The organism is Spirosoma endbachense (assembly GCF_010233585.1).
Lineage (GTDB): Bacteria > Bacteroidota > Bacteroidia > Cytophagales > Spirosomataceae > Spirosoma > Spirosoma endbachense.
Genome location: NZ_CP045997.1, coordinates 10,099,882 through 10,118,947 on the forward strand (window position 1 = coordinate 10,099,882; position 19,066 = coordinate 10,118,947).

The following is a 19,066-nucleotide window of genomic DNA, read 5'->3' on the forward strand; positions in this document are numbered from 1 at the left end:
CTTCGTGTCGTGGTATGTTGACGTATAGGATTATTTCTTCCCGATGGGTGAGCCCTTATCCAGGCCCGCTTCGGCCAGCAGCAGGAGCAATACCCGCTGTATACCCAGGTACCCTTTGTCATTGAGCCACCACTCGTTCAGGGCATGTTCACCACCGCCTATACCACCACTGCCGATTGTCACAGCGGGTATACCCAATGCGATTGGCGTATTGGCGTTTGTTGAAGATACTTCGAGACTGGGCTCCGCGTTCAGGTATTTTGAAACCGCCATGGCCCGTTGTACAATAGAGGCTGTAGCGTCTGTTTTTCCGGATGGCCGATCCCCGATTTTTTTTACGTCTACGGTTAGATCAGGGCCCTGGCGTTTTATGCTATTTTCATCTTTCAGGGCTTTCTGGACGGCTGCCTGCAACAATTGATCGACTTCATTGAGCTTCTCGGGACTTTCTGAACGCATATCAATTTCAGCCCAGGATTCGTAAGGAATGGCGTTTACCGACGTTCCGCCACCAATAACGCTGACACTATAGGTTGTTTTGACCCCCTGCCGTGTTGCCTTGTCGGCGTCGGCTGTAAAGTAATAAATGGCTTTCCCTAACGCGCTGTGTGGGTTGACAATCCCAAACGACCCGTATGAGTGACCACCGGGGCCTTTAAATGTAACGCGGTAGCGGTGCGAACCCAGGCCACGGTGCGTGATGGAGCCAATACCATCGCCATCGACGGCAATGTATGAATCGGGTTTGAAACCGCCATCTTTTCGTAATAAATGCTTAACTCCCCGTAAATCGCCCAGACCTTCTTCGCCAACAGCGCCTACAAAAAATACGTCAGCGTCTGTTTCAATACCGGCTTTTTCCATGCCTTTCAGAACGGCCAGAACAGCGGTCAATCCGCGCGTATCATCCCCGACGCCGGGTGCGTAGAGGGTGTCGCCTTTCTGCTTGACCTTCACATCGGTTCCTTCGGGAAAGACTGTATCCAAATGCGCTTCAACGATGACCGTTTTTTTGCCAGATTTTCCTTTCCGTTTGGCGATCACGTTGTTAACCTCATCGATCCAGACCGAATCAGCGCCAGCTTCTTTCATCATAGCCGCATACTTTTTCGATCTTACCTGTTCTTTAAAGGGAGGAGATGGAGTTTCTGTTAAATTAATCAGGTCCTGTTTGGTTTGCGGTTCCAGATCAATGAATGTCTGAAAAGCGGTTTTCACAGCGGGCTGATCGGCCAGTTTTTTTATTTCGTCCACATAGCGTTTGTCAATAGCCAGTGCCTGCTGGGCCTTGAGAAGCTGGCTAGTAGAGCCGATCAGCAATAGTGATAAGGCGGCCGGAGCGAGTAGTCGATACATAAATGAGGTTGTATGGAAAACGTGTTGAAAAGAATATGAACTTGTACTTTTTGTGGGAGCTTGTTGATTGTTCTGCTTCAAGGCTTAGATTTATAGTAAAATTTTGCTGAAATAACTGTAAAGTTATAGCTTATTCTGTTGACTCCTGCCAAACTGCTCTGTTAACCTATACGATTCGCTCTTTCATGAAGAAATTTGTACTGCCTCTATTAACCTGTTTTCTATTCCTGACACTGATAGCCCGCGGGCAATCATTTAAACCGGCACAACTGCGTGAGGCAACCGTAAGCAGCCTGCATGAAGCGATGCAGAATGGCAAACTAACGGCGGTTCAACTGGTACAGATGTATCTGGATCGGATCGACGCATATGACAAACAGGGGCCCTACCTGAACACGATCATTATGGTCAATCCAAAAGCACTGGCTGAAGCCAACCGGCTGGATTCGATCTACAAAGTGACTGGCAAAATGGTTGGCCCTTTGCATGGTATTCCGGTCATTGTGAAAGACAACTACGATACCTTCGACATGCCGACCACCAACGGTACATTGGCGATGAAAAAGTCAATACCACCCGACGATGCATTTGTCGTAAAAAGGATTCGCGACGCCGGAGCTATCATCATTGCAAAGTCGAATCTGGCCGAATTTGCCTCATCTGGCCAGTTTTCTGTCAGTTCTATCTTGCCCGGTTATTCGCGGAATCCGTATGATATGAAGCGTACAACAGCGGGCTCCAGTGGTGGTACGGCTGCTGCCATAGCTGCTGATTTTGGCGCTATTGGCCTGGGAACTGACACCGGTAGCTCGATTCGTGGACCCGCTTCTCACCAAAGTCTGGTTGGGTTTCGGCCTACGCTGGGACTCGTTAGCCGGGACGGCATCGCACCCCTGGCAATGACCAACGACACGGGCGGTCCCATTTGCCGAACCGTTGAAGATGCCGTACGAGTGCTGGAGGTTATTGCGGGCTATGACAAAGCCGATACCGTGACTCGTCAAAGTGAGGGTAAAATCCCGGCAAGCTATCGGCAGTTTCTGGATAAAAATGGACTGAAAGGAGCACGGATTGGTGTGTTCCGTCAGCTGTGTACGCCGAAAAATTCTGATCCGCAAGTCTATGCACTATTCAATAAAGCGCTGGATGAACTGCGGGCCGCCGGAGCTATCGTGATCGACTCTGTACGAGTGCCTGAACTGGATACGATCAACAAATCGTTTGATACCATTCCACAGCTACGGCGTGATTTTAACCTGTATCTCGCTAATCTGGGGCCTAACGCACCGCATAAGAGCCTGACGTCGATCATTAAATCGAAACAATTTCACCCCTATCTCGAAAAAACGCTGCTGGATGCGAATGCCGATACACTGGCCCCCGAAGCGCACAAGGGCTGGACGAAGAACCTGGCCTTACGGGCCCGGCTGCGTCAACTGTTACTCCGGGCTATGGATTCGACGCAGGTCGATGTATTGGTTTATCCATCGTTCAGTTATCCACCCCGGCTCATTGGCGATTTAAATACACCCTCAGGAACGAATAATAATGCCCTGTCGCCACCGACGGGTTTTCCTGCTTTTTCGGTACCAATGGGTTTTACATACGATGGTTTACCGGCTGGTTTACAGTTTTTTGGACGGCCTTATAGTGAGCCAGTACTCATTAAATTGTGTTATGCCTACGAACAGGCTACGCATCATCGGCGACCGCCCGAGAGCACACCACCGCTACCGAAGAAGAAAAATAAGAGCGTAATTGCGCTTCGTTAAATTTGCTACATGAAACCTGTCCCTTCGTCATCTAACCCCTATTTTCTTCGACTAGTGAGCCTGAGTTGGTTCGTAATACACCTGTTGTCGGGTTCGCTTTTTGCGCAGTCTAACGTCTCGATGCTGACCCCTTATGAGCGCGATACGAACCAGACAGCCACGTATCCTCAGATTATCAGTTGGTATCAGCAATTAGACAGGCAGTATGAACAGGCTAAACTTGTTGAAGTTGGCAAAACCGATATTGGTAAGCCACTTCATCTGTTTCTGCTGGCGGCCGACAAGCAGTTTACGGCCCGGCCCGATCGTGTTACGCTGCTGATAAACAACGGCATACACCCCGGCGAACCTGAGGGTATCGACGCCTGTATGATGCTGGCCCGCGATCTGCTGAAGGCTAATAAGCTGCCCAAAAATGTGCTACTGGCAATCGTTCCGGTCTACAATGTCGATGGTTCTCTGAATCGGAGCGTATCGAGAGTAAATCAGAATGGTCCTGTATCCTACGGTTTTCGGGGGAATGCCCGAAACCTGAATCTGAACCGCGATTTTATCAAAGCCGAAGCCGAAAATACACGTTCCTTTCAACTGATGTATCAGTCGTTGAAACCACAGGTATTGGTTGATAATCATACGAGCGACGGGGCTGACTACCAGCATGTACTGACCTATTTTTCGACGCAGAAAGACAAACTCCATCAGGCCGTGTCGGGCTATATGACGCATACGTTTCAGCCTGAGTTAGATAAAATGCTGGCAGCTAAAGGCTTTCCCTCCGCGCCCTACGTGAATCACATGGGCGATACGCCCGAAAGTGGTCTGATGGGCTACAATGATTCTCCCCGGTATTCAACGGGCTACGCGGCCTTATTCAACTGTTTCGGTTTCACGCTGGAAACGCACATGTGGAAGCCGTACCCAGCGCGTGTAAAGGCATCGTATGTTTTCGATGAGGCCGTGCTGAGACTCTGCGAACGCGATGCGCAAACGATTCTGGCGAATCAGCAGCGAGCCGATAAGGCTGTCCAGCAGCAGACGACCTTTCCGCTCAGCTACAAATGGGACCGTAGTAAAGTAGATTCCATTACGTTTTTAGGGTACGAAGCCGCCTACAAACCCAGCGATGTGTCGGGCCTGAAGCGACTTTATTATGACCGGACAAAACCATTTACGAAGCGTATTCCATACCGGAACACATTTGTCGCTGACGTACAGGTCGACAAACCGGGTGCCTACATTATCCCACAGGCCTGGCCTGAAGTAATAACGCTCTTAAAACGCAATGGCGTAAAACTGCAAACGCTATCAAGAGACACGGTGATTACTGTATCGGCTTACTACATTGCCGATTATAAAAGCCCACAACGCCCTTATGAGGGTCATTTTATCCATTCTGGGGTAAAACTGAGGACTGAGCAGCAACAAATTCAATTTTACACAGGTGATTATCTGGTTAAGACTGATCAGGCAACGAATCGATTCATAGTCGAAACGCTGGAGCCGCAGGGCATCGATTCGTTTTTTGCCTGGAATTTCTTCGACAGTATTCTCGATCAGAAAGAATATTTCTCTGATTATATTTTCGAAGATACTGCTGCTGATTTAGTGAAAAACAATTCGGCCCTGCGCAAACAGTTAGATGAGAAACGCGCTTCCGACAAAGCGTTTGCTGAAAGCGCCGATGCTCAACTGGACTACATTTATCGGCAGACGCCCTACTACGAAAAAACGCACAACCGCTATCCTGTTTATCGGCTGAAGTAATTCAAAACCCAAACCTATAAGGTCTTCATTAAAACCTATAAGGTCTCAAAGACCTTATAGGTTTAGTTGTTATTGACTATGATCCGTTCGTTGCCTGCTTTTTTTATCTCTATGCTGATGCCGCTTTGGCTATACGCACAATCTGGCTCCACGAAGCGTACCGAAGTGCCAGATATTTCGGCCATTCGGGCATTGAGAGCGCAATCGAATCGGGCTATTCAGGCTCGTGATCTGGCAGCTTTTGGCCAGACAATGCTACCTGATATTGAAGTGACACGCGGTAGTGGTCCTCATGTATCGGGCCGCGATTCGGTGCTGGCATCGGTTTCGGTACAATTCAAAGATTCTAACTTTCTGGGATATCTCCGCAATACCGACAGCATTCAGGTCAGTACCAGTCGTGTGCTGGCCGCTGAGAACGGACACTGGACGGGTCGTTTTCAGCGGCCCGATGGAATTCAAATATTGACGGGTGTTTACCTGGCAATGTGGCGCAAAACCGACGCAGGCTGGAAGATTCGCTCCGAACTGTTTGTCAGCTTAGGATGTACAGGGAGCGCAGATTGTGGGAAGTAAAGGGTACTTCTCGCTCTAAGGATTTGGCAGATTTTCCAGATCGATTAAATCCTGAGGACGACCGATTGCCCGCTTGTTACGGATTAGATCAGGAAGGCTAATTACGTTTGTTGGTACATTTTCAATCGTTAGGACGACTCTATTATTGTAACATTCATCAAAAGTTACACCTAAGGTAAATGTCATTAAATCGATCCATTCATCATACCGATTGAAGGAGAGATAATTGGGCACTTGAGTAAAATCTGAATGTTCAAATTCGCCATTTTGATAACCATATCGGTATAAAGCTCTTAAGAGTCGTTGTGCATTGGCGTCGCTGGGTCGTACGAAAATATCAATATCCCCAGTCGTACGAAGATATCCATGGGCAATCACGGCATGACCCCCTAAAACTACGTACTCAACGCCCTCTTCGTTGAATAGGCTTATTAGATTTAAGTACTTGTCCTCCATTGCCTAAAGGGGGATTTTTGGGATTTGCATAATAAATGGCTTTGGCTCTACGAATTAGCTTCAGTGCAGCCGCCAAACGCTCTTCCGGCGTTTTAGACCACCAATATTCTTTGTCGTAAGCGTGGATGTCGTCGGGATTACTGGATTTTCGGATGGGAGGCATGGGGAACTCTAGTTAAAACTGATCAAACCAGTCCTTTGTAACGCTTGCATTGAAAGATAATATGAAAACTTAGAAATCCACTTATTCTAACGATGCCTTTACCGTCAATACCTCCATCTCCAGTTTTGCCAGTAACCTCTACCTGAACAAAACCACTTTCACGTAGCAATCAAAGCCTGAACAACAGGGATGAACAACTCATTGAGCTTTGGTAAATTAGTATGCTTTTTGGTTTTGGCCATTAGGTTCAGGTTCTTATAACATGGATACAAAAATGGTCTTTATTTGGCAAATTCCTGTCTGATGACATTCGTTGCAAATAAAGACCATCTATACTGGTAGGGATACTTAAAAAGTTACCCCCGCTTCACCTCTTTCGCCCAACTGTCTTTCAGCGTGACGGTACGGTTAAAGACAGGCCGCTCGTCAGTAGTGTCCTGATCGAGAATGAAATAACCTTTGCGCATGAACTGGAAATTGCTCTGTGCGCCAGAGCGGGCCGCTTCTACCAAAGCCGGTTCAACAAAGGCGCGGACGACTTCCAGCGAAGCCGGATTCAGTAACTCCCGGAATTCACGCTCATCGGCCGCTGGATTCTCAACCGAGAACAGGCGGTCATAAAGCCGAACTTCGGCTTCAACGGCGTGTGGCACCGACACCCAGTGGATTGTGCCTTTTACACTGATGCCCGATGTATCGGAACCACTTCGGCTTTCGGGAATGTAGGAGCAATGCAGTTCGATGATTTCACCGGCGTTATCTTTTACTACTTCGTCGCACTTGATGATGTAGGCACCTTTCAACCGCACCATACCACCCGGAAACAACCGGAAGAACTTCTTGGGAGGATTCTCCATGAAGTCATCGCGCTCGATGTACACCTCGCGGCTGAATGGCACATTACGTTCGCCAGCTGTAGGATCTTCGGGGTTGTTTTCAATGGGCATGACCTCTTCCCGGCCAACCTCGTAGTTCGTAATGACTAGTTTCAGCGGTTTCTCGTCCAGCACGGCCATTACGCGGTGAGTCGTCTTGTTCAGTTCCTCGCGGATGCAGAACTCCAGCAGGCCCACATCGATCAGGTTGTCGCGCTTGGCAATACCGATGCGATCGGCAAACTCACGAATACTGGCAGGCGTGTAGCCGCGACGACGGATACCTGCAATCGTTGGCATACGGGGATCGTCCCAGCCGTTGACATGGCCTTCTTCTACCAACTGCTTGAGTTTCCGTTTGCTCATGACCGTATAGGTCAGGTTGAGCCGCGCAAACTCGATCTGACGGGATGGAAATAATTCCAGCTTGTCGATAAACCAGTCGTATAAGGGCCGGTGGACTTCAAATTCCAGCGTACAGAGCGAATGCGTGATGTGCTCGATGGCGTCTGACTGACCATGGGCGAAGTCGTACATCGGGTAGATGCACCACGTATCGCCCGTACGGTGGTGATGCGCGTGCTTGATCCGGTAAATGATCGGGTCGCGGAGTTGCATGTTCGGTGAGGCCATATCAACCTTGGACCGCAACACTTTGGCACCATCGGGATATTCACCGGCTTTCATGCGACGGAACAGATCCAGGTTTTCGTCTACACTCCGGTCGCGATATTTACTCATACGTCCCGGCTCGGTAGGCGTACCTTTCTGAGCAGCAATCTCTTCCGCTGTCGAATCATCGACGTAGGCCAATCCTTTCCTGATCAGCGTTTCGGCTAATGCATAAAGCTGATCGAAATAATCGGACGCATAAAACTCATTTTCCCAGTCGAATCCCAGCCAGCGTACGTCGTTCTTGATCGAGTCAACGTACTCGGTATCTTCCGTAACGGGGTTTGTATCGTCGAAACGGAGATTCGTTTGCCCACCATATTTATCGGCCAGGCCAAAATTGAGGCAAATCGATTTAGCGTGGCCAATATGCAGGTAGCCGTTCGGTTCGGGCGGAAAACGCGTATGAACGCGACCACCGTTTTTACCGGCTGCAATATCTTCTTCTACAAATTGTTCAATAAAATTCAGAGACCGGTCAGCTGTACTGTTCTCCAAAGAGTCTTTCGTTGCTTCCGCCATGGCGCATATGTACTGATAAAGTCCCGAAATTACAGTGATCAAATGGGTTTGGCAAACGAAAAGCAGCATTATAGAGGAAAGCTATCTTATATTTTAGAGTATAAGCGAACAAAATGATACTTGTAAATAGTTGTAGATAGTACACGCCGTTGACTATCTGCCAGGGGCGGTTTAATTGCCCTTCACGATGTTATGAAAAATAGTTTTATTAGCTTCCTCTTCGTACTTGGATGTTTATTGTCCGCCAGAATACAGGCTCAGAAAAGCAACGATTCTCTAGCAAAACAGGCTTATCTTCCAGATTGCATACAATATGCATTAAGCCATCAACCCGTTGTTCGTCAGTCGGTTATTGATCAGGAAGTTGCCGAACGAACCGTTCAAAGCTCCCTGGCCGCCTGGTATCCGCAGATAGCTGCTGGCTATAACTTACAGCACTACCTAAAACTCCCGGTTACGCTCATTCCCAACGCTAATGGCGAGCGAATTCCAACAGCGCTGGGTGCCCAGAACACCTCGACGGTTTCATTTTCGCTGTCTCAGAGTATTTTTAGCCGTGATTTGCTGTTAGCCAGCCAAACGGCTGATGCTTACCGCCTTCAGGCTGCTCAGACCACGGTGAACAACAAAATCAATGTTGTCGTGAATGTGAGTAAAGCGTTTTACGATCTGATTCTGACGCAGCGGCAGGTTGATATTCTGAGCGAGGATATTACACGCCTGCAACGGAGTTTGCAGGATGCAACGAACCAGTATCAGGGCGGTATTGTGGATAAAACGGACCCTCAGCGGGCGAAAATAGCGCTCAACAATTCGATTGCTCAGCGAAAGCAGTATAACGATCTGATTGGGTCAAAATACCAGACGCTAAAGCAACTTATGGGTTATCCGCCTAACTCCCAGCTGACCGTTACCTATGATACGCTGCAACTGGCAAACGAAGTGGCGCTGGATACACTGCAACTGGTTAATCCGCAAACCCGCATCGAATACCAGCTCTTACAAACGCAGGGACGGTTATTAAACGCTAATGTGCGGTATAACCGCTGGGCCTATCTGCCAACTGTATCGGCGTTTGGTAACTACAATCTTCTCTATCAGAACAACGCTTTTGGGCAGTTGTATACGCAGACATTTCCGAACTCATTGATTGGTTTGTCGGTTGCACTACCCATTTTTCAGGGTGGCAGGCGTATTCAGCAACTGAAGATTGCCGAGCTACAGGTTCAGCGACTGGATTGGGATCTGGCTTCCCTAACGAGTGCTGTCGATGCGGAATACGCCCAGGCGTTAGCAACGTATAAAGGCAATCTGGCCAACTATCTGGCTTTGCGCGAGAATCAATTGCTTGCCGAGGATGTCTACCGAATTATTAACCTGCAATATCGATCCGGTATAAAAACATACCTTGATGTGACTATTGCTGAGGCAGATCTACGTACGTCGCGCCTGAACGTGTTTAATGCATTGTATCAGGTGTTAATCACCAAACTGGACGTTCAGCGGGCGTTAGGTGTCATTCGATTTTAAGTTTTTGGAGGAGATGTCGTGGTTTAGTCAATGACATCCTGATATATAATAACATGTTGGGTTTGAGCTGGTAAGAACCGTTTCGCCCGGCAGCACACAACGTACAATCCACTATGATCAAACGCTTTCTTATTCCAGTTATAGCTGTATTTCTCACTGCTTGTGGGGGCAATAAAAACAATCAGCAGCAAGCTCCACCACCACCAACGGCCGTCACGGCCATGGAAGTTTCGAAGGGGAGCGCGACTTATTATGATGAATTCCCGGCTACGGTTACGGCTTTGGTTCTTGTTGACATACAGCCTCAGGTAGCTGGTAACATCACGGGTATTTTCTTTCAGGACGGGCAGCCTGTCCGGAAAGGGCAGAAGTTATACACGATCGATCCGCAACAATACCGGGCTGGTTATGATCAGGCGGTGGCGAACCTGAACGTGCAGAAAGCGAACATGAATCGTGCTCAGAAAGACGCTGACCGGTATAATACCCTGGCTCAGCAGGACGCTGTTGCCAAGCAACTGGTCGATAATGCAAACGCAACCCTGGAAGCGGCTAAAATGCAGGTTGAGGCTGCCCAGGCGAGTATTCAGCAAGTGGCCACGAACCTGAAATACACGACGATTTTCGCGCCACTTGACGGCACGATCGGTATCTCTCAGGTACGGTTAGGAGCGGCCGTTGCCCCTGGCTCAACACCTTTGAATACCATTTCGTCGGATAATCCGATTGCGGCTGATGTGCAGGTTGATGAGTCAGAGATTTCGCGCTTTCTGCAACTCCAGAATCAGAAATCGGTAGCCCGCGACTCTACCTTTATTCTGATGCTTCCCGATGGTAGCCGTTACCCATATCCTGGTTCGGTTCGTATTGTCGACCGCGCTATCGATCCGCAAACGGGCACCATTCGCATTCGGATTGCCTTCCCGAATCCCAAAAAACAGCTTAAAGCTGGTTTGTCTGCCAATGTGCGGGTTAAAAACAGCACGGGTAAGCCGCAACTGCTGATTCCTTATCAGGCCGTGACCGAGCAAATGAGCGAATATTTCGTCTGGGTAGTTGGTGATAGCAGCAAAGTAACGCAGAAAAAGGTAACCCTTGGGCCACGTATCAATGATAAAGTTGTGGTTCGAAATGGGTTGAACGAAGGCGAAACAATTGTGACGGAAGGAACGCAGAAGGTTCGCGAAGGAGCAGTTGTGAAAATAACGTCTCCGGGGCAGACAACGGCTGGACCGGGTGATGCAAAGCCTGAATCGAGTAGTAAGCAGGCTGCAAAATAAATAGCATGGAGTAATCGACGTGGTGCCCGATTGAAAGACTTTAATCAGCCCCAATGTTACCGTGACGGGGACCGTCCACTCAACAATTTAGAAAGTTATGTTTGCAGAAAATTTTATTAACCGACCGGTAACTGCCATTGTTATATCCGTCGTTATTGTGGCATTGGGTGTGCTTGCTCTGCTCAGCTTGCCGGTCAGCCAGTACCCTGATATCACGCCCCCCGTTGTGCAGGTAACGGGTACCTATACTGGGGCTGATGCGCAGACAGTCGAACAAACGGTTGCCACGCCTATCGAGACACAGGTGAACGGTACGCCGGGCATGAGCTATGTGCAGACAAATGCCACCAACGACGGCCGGATGACCATGAACGTGACCTTCGACGTGGGCACCGACGTAAACATTGCCGCGCTGGATGTACAAAACCGCGTTGGTATTGCTCAGCCGCAATTGCCCGAAGAAGTTACCCGCCTGGGTGTGGTGGTCCGGAAAAGGAACCCATCGCTGTTTATGCTGGTGGCGATTTATTCGCCCAAAGGCACGCACAATGTGTCGTTTCTGGATAACTACACAAACATCTACATCCGCGATGCGCTATTGCGGGTGCCGGGTGTGGGCGATATTTTCAGCCGGGCCGATGATTTCAGTATGCGGATCTGGCTCAAACCCGACCGGCTGGCACAGCTTGGCCTGACTCCTGACGATGTCGTTGGTGCTTTGCAGGAACAAAATCTGCAAGTGGCGGGTGGCTCGGTAGGTGCTCCACCACAACCCGGTTCACAGGCTTTTGAATACACCGTTTTTACAAATAGCCGACTCAGTAAAGAAAGCGAATTCAACAATATTATTGTTCGGAGTGATCCATCGCGCGGTTCGTTAGTCTACCTGAAAGATGTAGCACGGGTGCAGTTGGGTAAATTTTCGTATGCCAGTAATTCGTTTGTCGATGGCAAACGAGCGGCATATCTGCTTGTTTACCAGTTGCCAGGCAGTAACGCGCTGGAGACGGCAGAGGGTGTCTACGCAGCCATGGACAACCTGAAAAAGACGTTCCCCAAAGATATTGAATACGTGGTGCCGTTTGAGTCTGTGTCGGTCATTCAGGTGTCAATTTCGGAAGTGGTCGAGACCCTGCTCGAAGCCCTGGTACTGGTTATTCTGGTCGTATTTCTGTTTTTGCAGAGCTGGCGGGCCACGCTCATTACGTTGCTGGCTATTCCGGTTTCTATTATCGGTACGTTTGCCCTGTTTGTGCCGCTTGGGTTCACAATCAATACATTGACCCTCTTCGCCTTCGTACTCGCTATTGGTATTGTGGTCGATGACGCCATTGTGGTTGTGGAAGCCGTTCAGGTAAATATTGACAAGGGAATGTCGCCGAAAGAAGCTACGGTAGAAGCGATGCGTGAGATTTCGGCCCCGGTAATTGCCATTGCCCTCATTCTGGCGGCTGTGTTCGTGCCGGTTGGTTTTATTCCAGGTATTGTTGGTCGATTGTATCAACAGTTCGCGATCACCATCGCCGTTTCGGTGTTGATTTCGGCCTTTGTGGCCCTGTCGCTGACCCCTGCCTTATGTACGCTGCTGCTTCGCCCGATGCACATCGACGAAAAGGCAACCGGCTTAAACAAGTTTTTCTACAAATTTAACCAATGGTTTGAGCGGGTTACGAATTCGTACTCAAACGGGGTACAACGGCTCATCAAAGCGACACCGCTCGTTATTGTGGGTTTGATTGTCTTATACATCGGAACGGGCATGATGTTTCGGTCGAAGCCGACCGGGTTTATTCCAACCGAAGACGAAGGGCGACTGATTGTGACCTATGAAATACCTGAAGCGGCTTCTACGACACGCAGTCTGGAGGTACTCAACAAAATCATGGGTATCCTTAAAGACCAGCCTTATGTCGATCACTTTGCGGCTTTGGGTGGTCTGAACGCGGTTACCTTCGCGTCGAAGTCAAACAGTGGAACAGTATTTATGAAACTGAAACCCTGGGACGAGCGTAAAGAGCGCAATATGCAGGCCGACTCGCTGGTGGTGAAGTTGCAGAAAGCATTGGCGGGGTTGAACGATGCCCGGCCTCAGGTTTTGCAGCCGCCCGCTATTCCTGGCCTTGGGCAATCATCGGGTTTCACGTTTGAAATTCAACAGCGCGAAACCAATGATGATGTTCGGGCCTTTGATAATGTGGTGCAGAATTTTCTGGGCGAGTTGAACAAACGGCCTGAAATTGGCCGTGCTTTTACGTACTTCACGGCCAAAACGCCCGCCTATCGGGTTGAGGTTGACCGCGATAAATGTAAAAAGCTAGGCATTTCGGTCAGTAATGTGTACCGAACCATGCAGACGTTTCTGGGTAGTCAGTATGTCAATGACTTCATTATTTACGGTCGGAAATTCCGGGTGGTAGCCCAGGCCGATACCATGTATCGAGCCGATGTCAAGAATCTGGGGCAATATTATGTCCGAAACCAGGCTGGGCAGCTCGTTCCCATCAGTACCATTATCAAAACCACCGTCATCGAAAATGCACCCCTGATTTCGCACTTCAATCTGTTCCGGTCGGTTGAGCTAAATGGCTCTGCCAAGGAGGGATATAGTAGTAGTCAGGTCAATGATGCGCTGCGTGAAGTGTCGGCTAAAGTGCTTCCGGCGGGTTATGCCTACGATTTCGGAGGGCTGAGCCGTGAAGAAATAAACGCCGGTAGCAGCTCGATTTATATTTTCATGTTGTCGGTGGGATTTGTATTTCTGTTCCTGGCAGCTTTGTATGAGAGCTGGTCGGTGCCGTTCTCGGTGTTGCTGTCGGTACCGATTGGCGCATTCGGTGCTATTCTGGCGCTGATTCTGTTTCCGTATTTAAGCAATAATGTGTACGCACAGATTGGGTTGATTACGCTGATTGGTCTGGCTGCCAAGAATGCCATTCTGATCGTTGAATTTGCCAAAGAACGCGTGGATAGGGGCGAAGATCTGCTGGAATCGACAATCGAAGCGGTTCGTTTGCGGTTACGCCCAATCCTGATGACCTCGCTGGCATTCATTCTGGGCGTATTTCCGCTGGCAATTGCCAGTGGTGCAGGCGGTGTTGCGCGGGCTACGATCGGCCGGACAGTACTTGGTGGGATGTTGGCCGCTACCTCGCTGGCCATCTTCGTCGTACCGGTGCTTTACGTGGGTATAACGCGGCTGGCTTATGGTAAAAAAGGTCTGGCGGCCTTAAAAGCAAACGCAAAAAATGGTGAAAAGCCGAGTGAGCCAATGACGCCAGCAACGCAACCTGTTTCGGCAAACGGGAAAGGTCGCGATGAACGTAATCACGAAGCCTAACCTTGAGTAAATAGCCTATTTGGTAAGTGGTGCAGGATTTCTAACTCCTGCACCACTTTTTTTATACCGATTGTAGCTTCACATTTGCCTTTGCCGATTGAGGATTGGTCAGGTAGAGAATCAGTGCAATGACGAACAGCACAGATTCAGTGATTAGCCATTGCGTACCGAAATCCCCTAGAGACCCTTCCGTAAAGATGGTAACCATACGCGATAAAGCATAAAATCCCCAAAGTAAGCTCAAAAAGGCTAGCCCTTTTCGGATGTCGTTGATCATAAGGTAAATGAGGCTGATAAACAACGTTAGGCCCACACCGCCATACACGCCCCTAATTGAACTAAAGGCATCCGTATTGTTCAGTTGAACGTGAACAAGGTTCATGACCGATTGTGGACTGGAAAAGGCCATGATACTGACCGATAAAAGGGCTACTGCTGATAAAAGGATATATCCCTGCGAAAGACGTTTTAAAATTGCTTGCTTTTTCATTAGGCTTGTTTGCTATTTGTCAGGCAAAGGTGTGGTTTCCTGACCCAAAAAATCTTGGTGTTTTTCAAGATTTTAGACATTGATGTCGTGTATGTAGGTGCTGAAAAGCACTAAAAATTCCCATTTATAAAAAAGCGGGGGAGAATTTTATAGAAAATTTTTACTTTTGCTGAAACATCAGATGATCCGATGAATAGTGCTAAAATAAATCGGCTTAGCTTACCCGACGAAGTAGCTCGTAAACTCCAGGAACAGATTTCATTAGGCAAATGGGAGCCAGGCGAACGATTGCCCACCGAACCAGAACTGATGAGCTATTTTGGTGTTAGCCGCTCCACAATTCGGGAAGCCGTACGCATTTTATCCAATACGGGCTGGATTCGGGTACAGCAGGGCGCAGGAACATTTGTTGAAACCAACAAGCCGCAGCAGGAATCGCTAAGTCAACGATTACAACGGGTCAATACGCAGGATCTGGAAGAAGTACGCTTGATGCTTGAGCACAAAATTGCGGGTAAAGCCGCCCTCAATCGTACTGAGGAAGATATTGAGAGAATGACCTTTTTTCTCAGTGAACGACGGAAATATGCCGAGCAAAATCAACCTAAGGCCTGTATTGCTGCCGACATTCAATTTCATACCCGGATCGCTCAGGCATCGGGAAACTCCATTCTGGCCGATTTGTACCAGGCCTTTGCCACTCAGCTTACCAGTTCGTTTCTGGAAAAGTTTAGGACTACAGACCCATTTAAAGCAACCCAGCTATTGCATGAGCAACTGCTCACCAGCATTATTGAACAGAACGCCGAAGCTGCCTGGTATTGGGCTGATAAGATTGTCAGCCATTAATTGATTTTTATTTATTTTCAAACATCAGATGATCTGATCTATTATGGGACAAGTAACAGCATCTGCCCAGGCTACTCTGACCGTTGAAAAAACGGTGTTTCCGATCTTGTTTGCGATTAGTTTTTCGCATCTCTTGAACGATACCATTCAGGCAATTATACCCGCAATCTATCCGGTTATAAAGCAATCGTTCCGTCTTAATTTTACGCAGGTGGGTCTGATTACTCTTGTTTTCCAGATAACAGCTTCACTTCTTCAGCCGTTTGTTGGCTTGTTTACCGATCGAAAACCGATGCCTTATTCACTGGCAACGGGCATGAGCATTACGCTGATTGGTTTGCTGAGTTTATCAGTAGCAGATTCGTTTCAGTGGTTGCTGATTTCAGTAGCGCTGATTGGTATGGGTTCAGCTATTTTTCATCCGGAGGCTTCCCGATTGGCCTATCTGGCATCCGGTGGAAAACGGGGTATGGCTCAATCGTTATTTCAGGTGGGAGGTAATGCCGGGAGCGCTCTTGGCCCTTTACTGGCTGCCCTGGTAATTGTTAAACATGGGCAGTCATCGGTTAGCTGGTTTGCTGCTATTCCCTTACTGGCCATCGGCATTCTGGCGCTATTAGGGAATTGGTATAAAAAACATAGCGTTCGACGTCAGGCTAAAGGCCAGGGGGTAGAGCTGATACCTGGCCTGTCTCAGAAACGGGTGATTATATCGATTGCTATTCTGCTGGTGCTGGTCTTTTCCAAATACGTATACATGGCCAGTATGAGCAGTTATTATACGTTCTATCTTATCGAAAAATTTCATTTATCTGTCCGGGAGTCGCAGCTATATCTCTTCGTGTTTTTGTTTTCCGTTGCCGTCGGCACCTTCATTGGGGGGCCAATTGGCGACCGGATCGGACGTCGATATGTGATCTGGATTTCCATCCTGGGAGCCGCCCCGTTTACCTTGCTCTTACCGCACGTGAATCTATTCTGGACCAGTATTATCACCGTGTGCATTGGCCTGACGCTCTCCTCGGCATTTTCGGCAATTCTGGTCTACGCTCAGGAACTCGTTCCCGGAAAAGTAGGAATGATAGCAGGGCTATTTTTTGGGTTTTCATTTGGAATGGCAGGCATTGGCTCAGCCGTTTTAGGACGACTGGCCGATGCTACCAGTTTGACTTACGTCTATAATGTTTGTGCTTTTCTTCCCTTATTGGGCATACTGACTGCATTTTTGCCCAATCCGCCAAAGGCTGAGTAAGACATTAGAGAAATAGTACTTTCAGAGTACACAAATGACCTTGGTTATCAGGGTCATTTGTGTACTCTGAACAGGCTACGTAATTGAGGTCCATGTGTTTGATTACTCGATTGTTAATCCGCTCTGATCGGCAATGATTCCCTGTATTCCCCAACCACCAAAGGTTTCCGAAACGGCAATCCAGAGTTCATTTTTGCCCTTCTTCAGATCCAGATAGATGTCATCGAAATAACCAATTGTACCCAAAAAACGATAATCGCGGGACATGAACACATCTTGTCCACTGTAGAGAAGCCGGCCATTACAGTAAACTTTAGCTCGATCGCTGAAACCTAACTGAAGTTTCTTGATCTGCGGTTTGTCAGACAACAGAGTCACTTTGGCAAAAACTGTATTAAGCCCCTCGCGTAATTTGCTGATCTGGGATAGGTTGACAACGCCCGTATTTTCGGCGGGGAGGGTATTCCACGTTGCCTGTTTAGCTAGATCCTGCGGAATGGTATAGTCGTTGTCAAGCCGCTTTTCATCGAATGTATTCGAAATGTGCCAGCTCATTATCGTTCCTGGCTTTGCGGGTGCTGCCTGCTTATACGTGCCCAGTAAAGTAGGGTTATCTGTCTTGGTATACTGAAAATTTGCATAGCGGGTAACTATGGGCGCGCCATTATCCAAACTGATCTTTCCTGGCTTTGCTGCCCGTTTTAACTGGTGAATCACCAGAGCAGGCTTACTTTGATCGCCGACATAGACCTCTGCCTGCGTACCCAGAACCACCAATCTGATATGGACCCACTCGTCTAACGGATAGGTCACTGCTGTCGAATAGCCATCGCCGTAGTAGAGTTGCCAGGCTTCCTGCCGGTTGAAAACGGGCATATATTGAATAGCATCGGGGTTCCCTAGTTGATGGGGCCGCAAATAGATATGTTCAAAATTTTCATTATCCTGAATTCGGAATCCGAAACCTGGGAAATAACGATTTCTGGAAAGGGTCATATCGAATTCAATAATTCCATTCATGAATGTGCTGTCCTTGAGGTAAATAGCACCTCCCGTGAGCCGGATACCCTCTTTTCCCTGAAAGGTTTCTTTTTCCATCTTACCCACAATAGTCCAGGTAGACGCATCGAAAGGGGCTGTCGTTTGAGCAAGAACGTTATGACCAGTGACCAGCCAAAAGGCCAACAGAAAGAATTTCATTGTTTTGTGGGTTTGATTGATTCGTTGATAAACGGGGAAATGGCTTCCCAAACCGCCGGGAAATTGCAGTAAAGCACCACATGGCCACAGTTCGGAATGAGGGAGAGTCGCCCGGTTTGAAGCAGCCGGTAGGTTTCGAGTAGTTTTTCCGTTTTGAAATACGGGTCTTTATCGCCAGCCATGAGCAAAACCGGGCATGGTAGCTGCTGAATAGCCGCATCGGTAATGAATGTTGGCTGATTCCATAGCCCATCTAACTTATCCAGCAGCTCATTCCAACGGGCAGGTTCGGGCATGAGCTGCTTTCTGGATTTTACGAAATCGGGCGCCATTTTATCCAGCCGTTCAGCCGTCATTTTACCCTCTTCCTGCATGCTCAATGCCCGATCGGCAGAGCGTCTTGGCGAGCCAATAGCAATTAGTTTCCGGACCAGTTCAGGGTGCTTTGCGGTAAGGTTATAACCCGTAATGCCGCCATCGCTAAAACCGACCACGATAACGCTATCCTTGGTTAAACTACGAATTACCTGATAGGCATCGTCGGCCAGTTGTGTGTACGAAAGTGCTTTCGTGCCAATCTCCGATTTGGCGTGACCGCGGGTTCCAATCGCGATCACCTGATGGGTTTGGGCCAGTTTAGGAATCAGGAATTCATATTCGTCGATATAACCGAACAAACCGCCATGTAGCAACACCACAGGCTTCCCTTTTCCGTAGATCTCATAGTAGATTTTGGCATCGCCCACGTTATAATAGTGACCCGTTTGTGGATTATTGCCATAGGGAATTTTGGTTTGCGCATTGGCTGCGTGGGTGGTAACGATCAGCCAGCAGACAAAAGCGAATAGCCTGTTTATCATGGTTTGTTTCAGTACATTTGGTAGTAGTGAAGCAAACCTGCAAATTCGATGGCAAACGGGCGATTCAACGCTGTTCAACTTGCGTTCAAGTTTGTACAAACTCTCAACTGGT

General features: G+C 48.4%; 15 protein-coding genes. 8 read left to right on the plus strand and 7 right to left on the minus strand.

All coding sequences use genetic code 11. The features are described from left to right. Positions 1-30 precede the first annotated feature (30 nt). On the minus strand, positions 31-1,356 hold the full coding sequence (locus GJR95_RS40710; protein ID WP_162391339.1) for a M20/M25/M40 family metallo-hydrolase: 1,326 nt from the start codon (positions 1,354-1,356) through the stop codon (positions 31-33). A 185-nt stretch (positions 1,357-1,541) separates the two neighbouring features. Between GJR95_RS40710 and GJR95_RS40715 the strand changes: the two genes are divergently transcribed. From GJR95_RS40715 to GJR95_RS40725, 3 genes are all read left to right on the plus strand, one after another. Then, the gene (locus GJR95_RS40715) at positions 1,542-3,128 is read left to right on the plus strand and encodes an amidase family protein (protein WP_162391340.1); all 1,587 of its coding nucleotides are present in this window, start codon (positions 1,542-1,544) and stop codon (positions 3,126-3,128) included. Positions 3,129-3,248: 120 nt separating this feature from the next. Continuing rightward, positions 3,249-4,892, plus strand: coding sequence for a M14 family metallopeptidase (locus tag GJR95_RS40720; protein ID WP_394370012.1), 1,644 nt, complete (start codon positions 3,249-3,251; stop codon positions 4,890-4,892). A 78-nt stretch (positions 4,893-4,970) separates the two neighbouring features. Then, on the plus strand, positions 4,971-5,468 hold the full coding sequence (locus GJR95_RS40725) for a YybH family protein (RefSeq protein ID WP_162391342.1): 498 nt from the start codon (positions 4,971-4,973) through the stop codon (positions 5,466-5,468). Positions 5,469-5,483: 15 nt separating this feature from the next. Here the strand turns inward: GJR95_RS40725 and GJR95_RS40730 are convergent, their stop codons facing one another. The 3 genes from GJR95_RS40730 to GJR95_RS40740 form a co-directional block, all read right to left on the minus strand. After that, a complete protein-coding gene (locus tag GJR95_RS40730) occupies positions 5,484-5,924 on the minus strand; it encodes a DUF6036 family nucleotidyltransferase (RefSeq protein WP_162391343.1) in 441 nt (146 codons plus the stop codon). Between the two features lie 185 nt (positions 5,925-6,109). After that, complete coding sequence (locus GJR95_RS40735) at positions 6,110-6,256, minus strand: restriction endonuclease (protein WP_232541019.1); 147 nt, start codon at positions 6,254-6,256, stop codon at positions 6,110-6,112. Between the two features lie 187 nt (positions 6,257-6,443). Continuing rightward, complete coding sequence (locus GJR95_RS40740; RefSeq protein ID WP_162391344.1) at positions 6,444-8,156, minus strand: glutamine--tRNA ligase/YqeY domain fusion protein; 1,713 nt, start codon at positions 8,154-8,156, stop codon at positions 6,444-6,446. 192 nt (positions 8,157-8,348) lie between these two features. Between GJR95_RS40740 and GJR95_RS40745 the strand changes: the two genes are divergently transcribed. The 3 genes from GJR95_RS40745 (at position 8,349) to GJR95_RS40755 (ending at position 14,303) form a co-directional block, all read left to right on the plus strand. Next, entirely contained in the window at positions 8,349-9,686 is a 1,338-nt protein-coding gene (locus GJR95_RS40745) for a TolC family protein (protein ID WP_162391345.1), read from the plus strand. A 113-nt stretch (positions 9,687-9,799) separates the two neighbouring features. Beyond that, positions 9,800-10,966, plus strand: a complete 1,167-nt coding sequence (locus GJR95_RS40750; RefSeq protein ID WP_162391346.1) for an efflux RND transporter periplasmic adaptor subunit — start codon at positions 9,800-9,802, stop codon at positions 10,964-10,966. 97 nt (positions 10,967-11,063) lie between these two features. After that, complete coding sequence (locus GJR95_RS40755; RefSeq protein ID WP_198424780.1) at positions 11,064-14,303, plus strand: efflux RND transporter permease subunit; 3,240 nt, start codon at positions 11,064-11,066, stop codon at positions 14,301-14,303. A 61-nt stretch (positions 14,304-14,364) separates the two neighbouring features. Here GJR95_RS40755 and GJR95_RS40760 read toward each other — a convergent pair whose 3' ends face one another. After that, a complete protein-coding gene (locus tag GJR95_RS40760; RefSeq protein WP_162391347.1) occupies positions 14,365-14,793 on the minus strand; it encodes a DUF4345 domain-containing protein in 429 nt (142 codons plus the stop codon). Between the two features lie 189 nt (positions 14,794-14,982). Between GJR95_RS40760 and GJR95_RS40765 the strand changes: the two genes are divergently transcribed. Together GJR95_RS40765 and GJR95_RS40770 are read left to right on the plus strand one after the other, a co-directional pair. Then, positions 14,983-15,642 carry a FadR/GntR family transcriptional regulator gene (locus GJR95_RS40765; RefSeq protein ID WP_162391348.1) on the plus strand — a complete coding sequence of 220 codons (660 nt, stop codon included), beginning with the start codon at positions 14,983-14,985 and terminating at the stop codon, positions 15,640-15,642. 43 nt (positions 15,643-15,685) lie between these two features. Beyond that, positions 15,686-16,894, plus strand: a complete 1,209-nt coding sequence (locus GJR95_RS40770) for an MFS transporter (protein WP_162391349.1) — start codon at positions 15,686-15,688, stop codon at positions 16,892-16,894. Between the two features lie 102 nt (positions 16,895-16,996). Here GJR95_RS40770 and GJR95_RS40775 read toward each other — a convergent pair whose 3' ends face one another. Continuing rightward, positions 16,997-18,094: a LamG domain-containing protein gene (locus GJR95_RS40775; RefSeq protein ID WP_162391350.1), complete on the minus strand. Its 1,098-nt coding sequence runs from the start codon at positions 18,092-18,094 to the stop codon at positions 16,997-16,999. Continuing rightward, the gene (locus GJR95_RS40780; protein WP_162391351.1) at positions 18,091-18,954 is read right to left on the minus strand and encodes an alpha/beta fold hydrolase; all 864 of its coding nucleotides are present in this window, start codon (positions 18,952-18,954) and stop codon (positions 18,091-18,093) included. Before GJR95_RS40780 ends, GJR95_RS40775 begins: the two co-directional genes overlap by 4 nt. Positions 18,955-19,066: the final 112 nt, after the last annotated feature.